Source organism: Streptomyces torulosus (genome assembly GCF_001419765.1).
GTDB classification, from domain to species: domain Bacteria; phylum Actinomycetota; class Actinomycetes; order Streptomycetales; family Streptomycetaceae; genus Streptomyces; species Streptomyces torulosus.
Window position 1 is genome coordinate 1 of sequence record NZ_LIRK01000231.1, and the last position, 5,405, is coordinate 5,405.

General features: G+C 71.1%; 4 protein-coding genes and 1 pseudogene. 4 read left to right on the forward strand and 1 reads right to left on the reverse strand.

Going from position 1 to position 5,405, the window contains the following annotated elements; translation table 11 throughout:
* The 4 genes and pseudogenes from AOK23_RS16540 to AOK23_RS16555 form a co-directional block, all read left to right on the forward strand.
* The coding region (locus AOK23_RS16540; RefSeq protein WP_055713475.1) for an alkaline phosphatase PhoX at positions 1 to 1,046 on the forward strand (1,046 nt) is incomplete at its 5' end.
* 508 nt (positions 1,047 to 1,554) lie between these two features.
* On the forward strand, positions 1,555 to 3,138 hold the full coding sequence (locus tag AOK23_RS16545) for a TROVE domain-containing protein (RefSeq protein WP_055713476.1): 1,584 nt from the start codon (positions 1,555 to 1,557) through the stop codon (positions 3,136 to 3,138).
* A 107-nt stretch (positions 3,139 to 3,245) separates the two neighbouring features.
* Positions 3,246 to 3,884, forward strand: a pseudogene (locus tag AOK23_RS16550) (GntR family transcriptional regulator); the annotation flags it as partial.
* Positions 3,885 to 4,051: 167 nt separating this feature from the next.
* Complete coding sequence (locus tag AOK23_RS16555; protein WP_055713478.1) at positions 4,052 to 5,071, forward strand: 1-aminocyclopropane-1-carboxylate deaminase; 1,020 nt, start codon at positions 4,052 to 4,054, stop codon at positions 5,069 to 5,071.
* Positions 5,072 to 5,217: 146 nt separating this feature from the next.
* Here AOK23_RS16555 and AOK23_RS16560 read toward each other — a convergent pair.
* The coding region (locus AOK23_RS16560; protein WP_055713479.1) for a TerD family protein at positions 5,218 to 5,405 on the reverse strand (188 nt) is incomplete at its 5' end.

Consider the following 5,405-nt stretch of genomic DNA (forward strand, 5'->3'; position numbering starts at 1 on the left):
ACCCACTCGGCGACCCGGCCGCGTCCGGCGGCTGCACGGTCGTGGAGGTCCGCCCCGACGGCCGGGTCGCCGAGTGGGTCGGCATCGCGGGCACCTCCACCAACTGCGCGGGCGGCAGCACCCCGTGGGGCACCTGGCTCACCTGCGAGGAGAACTCCGACCGGGCCGGCGTCAACGGCATGACCAAGGACCACGGCTACGTCTTCGAGGTCGACCCCTGCGACCGGCGCGCCAACCGAGACCCGAAGCCCCTGAAGTTCTTCGGCCGGTACGACCACGAGGCCGTCGTCATCGACCCCGGGCGCGGCCACGCCTACCTCACCGAGGACGCCTCCGGCCCCAACGGCCTCTTCTACCGCTGGACCCCGCCGAAGGGCTTCTCCTACGGCCCCCGCAGGTTCCGGACCCTCGCCGACGACGCCGGTGTCCTCCAGGCACCCAAGTGCTACGACTCCGGCGGCCGTTTCGTCGACGACCTCTCCCGCGCCACCAGGATCGGCACCGTCTACGGCGTGGACTGGATCGACGTCCCCGACCGGGACGCGCGGACCGTCGCCGTGCGCAAGCAGTTCGACGAGATCACCCGCGCCCGCAAGCTCGAAGGCATGTGGTGGGGCGACGGCGGCGCCTACATCGTCTCCTCCTACGCCCGCGCGGAGAGCCCCGGCGCCGCGCACGACGGCCAGGTCTGGTTCTACGACCCCAAGCGCCGCACCCTCACCCTGAAGGTCCTGCTCGGCGTCAACCCGGACCCGTCCGCCGACGGCGCCCTCGACGGCCCCGACAACATCACCGTCTCCCCCTACGGCGGCATCGTCCTCGCCGAGGACGGCGAAGGCGTCCAGCACCTGTTCGGCGCCACCGACAGCGGCCGTACGTATCCGATCGCCCGCAACGACCTGAACATCGGCACCGAGGAGGAGCCGGAGTACAGCGAGTTCGCCGGCGTCACCTTCTCGCCCGACGGAAAGACCCTGTACGCCAACATCCAGACGCCGGGCATCCTGCTCGCGATCACCGGCCCCTGGAAGCGGCAGAAGCGGTAATTAATTCGTTCGCTCCTCCCGCGACCGTCCTCCTAGAGTGATGCACGTCCAGGTGCGAAGGCAGGACCTACTTCCACTACTAATGGGGAGGTCGCGGGTTCGAGTCCCGTCGCCGGCACCAACACGCCGGTGTAGCTCAGTTGGCAGAGCACCTACGTCGGTTCCGCCGAATTCGATCTCTGGACACCCAAAACTTCATGCACCTCCCGGTGCGCGGGCTGCGGCTCCTTCTTCTGTAAAAAGAATCCACGCCGCCGCCACCTTGATCTCGGGAGGCGCGGCACAACGTGGGTGCCCGGTGCGCAGGCAGCGGATACTTCGGGAACTGGTGGGGAATTTCCTCATGCGGGTTCGAATCCCGCCATCGGCCCCGGTCGATGTGGCGGAATGGCAGACGCGCCTGTTTATAGGGCCGCCGCCGACCTCGACCTCGGACACCTTCCTTCTGTCGCGCCTCCCTCCGAAAAAAGTCACGCACAACGTGCGGAGGAATTCGGGGGAATTCACCATGGCGCGGTTCAACAGCAAGAGCACCCGGGCGCGGCCCACGTCGCGCGTCACCTCGACGGGCCGCGTGCTCCGCACCCACCAGGGCGGTCGCGGCCAGGAGCGGGACGAGCGCTCGGAGCTGTTCCTGCTCTCGATCGCCAACTTCGTGGCGCAGAAGACGTTCTACGAGTCCGCCGAGGACCGGGACGACCGGTTCGCCGCGCTCGTCCGCCGTCTCGCCGTCACCGACCCGGAGTGGACGGCCGGTCTGCTCGGCTGGCTGCGCGGCGAGGGCAACCTCCGCACGGCCTCCCTCGTGGGCGCCGCCGAGTACGTGAAGGCACGGCTCGACGCGGGCGTCACCCACGGCCCGACCAACCGCCAGGTCATCGACTCGGTGCTCCGGCGCCCGGACGAGCCCGGCGAGCTGCTCGCGTACTGGACCTCCCGTTACGGCCGCGCCCTCCCCAAGCCCGTGAAGCGGGGCGTCGCCGACGCCGTACGACGGCTCTACCACCCCAAGTCGCTGCTGAAGTACGACACCGCGTCCAAGGGTTACCGCTTCGGCGACATCCTCAACCTGGTGCACGCGGCGCCCGACCCGGACAAGCCGTGGCAGGGCGACCTGTTCCAGTACGCCCTCGACCGGCGGCACCACCCGGACACCGCGGTCGTGCCCAAGTCGCTGCCCGTGCTCGCGGCCCACCGTGACCTGATGGCCCTGCGGCCCGCCAAGCGCCGCAAGGTCGTGACCGGCGCGGGCGGCGCCCAGCGGCTCGCGGACGCGGGCATCACCTGGGAGGCGCTGGCGGGCTGGCTCCAGGGGCCGATGGACAAGGCGGCCTGGGAGGCCGTCATCCCGTCCATGGGTGCCATGGCGCTCGTGCGGAACCTGCGCAACTTCGACGAGGCCGGGGTCTCCGACGAGGTCGCGGCCCGGGTCGCCGCGAGGATCAGCGACCCGGCCGAGGTCGCGCGGTCCCGGCAGTTCCCGTTCCGCTACCTCGCCGCGTACCGGCACGCGCCGTCGCTGCGCTGGGCGTACCCGCTGGAGCAGGCGCTCGGTCACTCGCTGGCCAACGTGCCCGCGCTGCCCGGCCGGACCCTGGTCCTGGTCGACCGCTCGGGCTCGATGTTCTACTCGCGGCTGACCGACCGCTCGTCCCTCACCTACGCGGACGCGGCGGCGATCTTCGGTGCGGCGCTCGCGCTGCGGGCGGCGGACGCGGACCTCGTCGAGTTCGGCACCACGAGCCGGCCGGTGCCGTACCGCAAGGGCGAGTCGGTGCTGAAGATCCTGGAGCGCTTCGGCGACCTGGGGGGCACCGACACCACGGAGGCGGTACGCAAGCACTACCGGAAGCACGACCGGGTGCTGATCGTCACCGACGAGCAGGCCACCTACAGCCACTACGGCGACCCGACCGCCCAGGTCCCGGCCCACGTGCCGGTCTACACCTGGAACCTCGCCGGTCACCGGGCGGGCCACGGCCCCTCCGGCACGGCGAACCGCCACACCTTCGGCGGCCTCTCGGACGCGGCGTTCCGCATGGTCCCGCTGCTGGAGGCGGCACGGGACGCCGACTGGCCGTGGAGCCGATGACGACGGGGGAGAGGGCGTGAGGACGCCCTGAGTGTGGCCCGTGTCCCAGCAGGGACACGGGCCACACTCTTGTTCGTATCCCGAACTGACATCTAACATTTCAGTTCATGGAGGCCATACGACCGGTGAGCCGCACCCTGCTGAGGGACCGCGCCTACCTCGCCATCCGGGACGCCATCGTGGCCGGGGAGATCGAACCCGGTGCGGTGGTGCGGGACGCCGTGTTCGCGGAGCTGCTGGGGCTGTCCCGAGCGCCCGTGCGGGAGGCGTTCTCGCGGCTGGTGGACGAGGGGCTGCTGGAGAGCAAACCGCAGAGCTACACACGGGTGACACCGGTCGTGGCCGCCGATGTGCGCGACGCCGCCGCCGTGGTCGGCGCGATGCACGAGCTGGCCACGCGGGTCGCCGTGCCCCGGCTGTTCGCGGCGGACGTGGAGACGATGCGCTCCGCCAACGAACGGTTCGCGGCGGCCGTCCACGCGGGCGACGTCGACGCCGCCCTGGACGCCGACGACGAACTCCACGACGTCCTCGTCCGGGTGAGCGGCAATCGCGCGGCCGCCGCCACCGTGGCCCGTTACACCCCGCTCATCCGCCGACTGGAGCGTCGCCGCTTCGGTGAGGGCGGCAACTGCCGCTCGGCCGGACTGCACGACCGGCTGATCGACGCCTGCGCGGCCGGTGACACGGACGAGGCGGTCACCGTCACCGCGGAGATCTGGCGCGGCCTGGCGGCCCTCGCCGACGAACCGGACAGACCCGAGGCCCCACCGGCCTCCGGCCCCGAGGCCCCATCCGCCTCCGGCCCCGAGGCCCCGTCCGCCACCGAACCCGAAGGCGGGCTCCCCGCCGATGCCGCCGTCGACGACGTAGAGCCCGCCACCGGCGTGGACCACTGACCCCGGGAGGACCCGTGTCCCTTGCTTCCTTCGAGCGCTACCCACTCCTCTTCGGGCCCTCGCCGGTGCACCGGCTCGAACGCCTGACCGCCCACCTCGACGGCGCCTCCCTCTGGGCCAAGCGGGAGGACTGCAACTCCGGTATCGCCTACGGCGGCAACAAGACCCGCAAGCTGGAGTACCTCGTCGCCGACGCGCTCGCCCAGGGCTGCGACACCCTGGTCTCCATCGGCGGGGTCCAGTCCAACCACACCCGCCAGGTCGCCGCCGTCGCCGCCCGCGCCGGACTCAAGTGCGTCCTCGTGCAGGAGAGCTGGGTGGAGTGGCCCGACGCCGTGTACGACAAGGTCGGCAACATCCTGATCAGCAGGCTCGCCGGCGCGGAGGTACGGCTGGTCCAGGCCGGGTTCGGCATCGGCTTCAAGGAGAGCTGGGAGCTGGCCCTCCGGGAGGTCGAGGAGTCGGGCGGCAAGCCGTACGCCATCCCGGCCGGTGCCTCCGACCACCCTCTCGGCGGCCTCGGCTTCGCCTCCTGGGCCTACGAGGTCGCCGAGCAGGAGCGGGAGCTGGGCGTCTTCTTCGACACCGTCATCGTCTGCTCGGTCACCGGCTCCACCCAGGCCGGCATGGTCGCCGGGTTCGCCGCCCTGGAGGAGGCCGGCGCACGGCCCCGCCGGGTCCTCGGCATCGACGCCTCCGCCAAGCCCGACACCACCCGCGCCCAGATCGCGCGCATCGCCCACAACACCGGTCAACTCATCGGCGTCAAGCGCGAGTTGACCGAGGTGGACGTGGAGCTGGACGAGCGCTACCACGGCGGGATCTACGGCGTCCCCGACGACGCGACCCTCGTCGCCATGCAGCTCGCGGCCCGCACCGAGGGCATGATCACCGACCCCGTCTACGAGGGGAAGTCGATGGCCGGGATGATCGACCTCGTCGAACGCGGCGAGATCGCGGAGGACTCGACCGTCCTCTACGCCCACCTCGGCGGCCAGCCCGCGCTGAACGCGTACAGCGGCGTCATCCAGTGACGACGTGACGAGATGGCATGGTGATGAGATGACGACGTGACGAGATGACGACGTGATGACGTGATGACGTGAGGAGATGAGGGGCGGATCCGGTCGGCCCGGGTCCGCCCCTTCCCGTTCCCGTTCGCGCCCTCGTCGCCGGTGGGTCAGAGGGACTGGGCCGCCGGCTTCACCATGCCCCGGACCGTGCGGGACTTCACGAAGTCGCCCATGGCCGTCATCTCCCACTCGCCGGTGAACTGGCGGATGAGCTTGGCCATCATCACGCCGGTCTGGGCCTCGGCGTTGGTGAGGTCGAAGCGGACGAGCTCCTCGCCGGTGGCGGCGTCCAGGA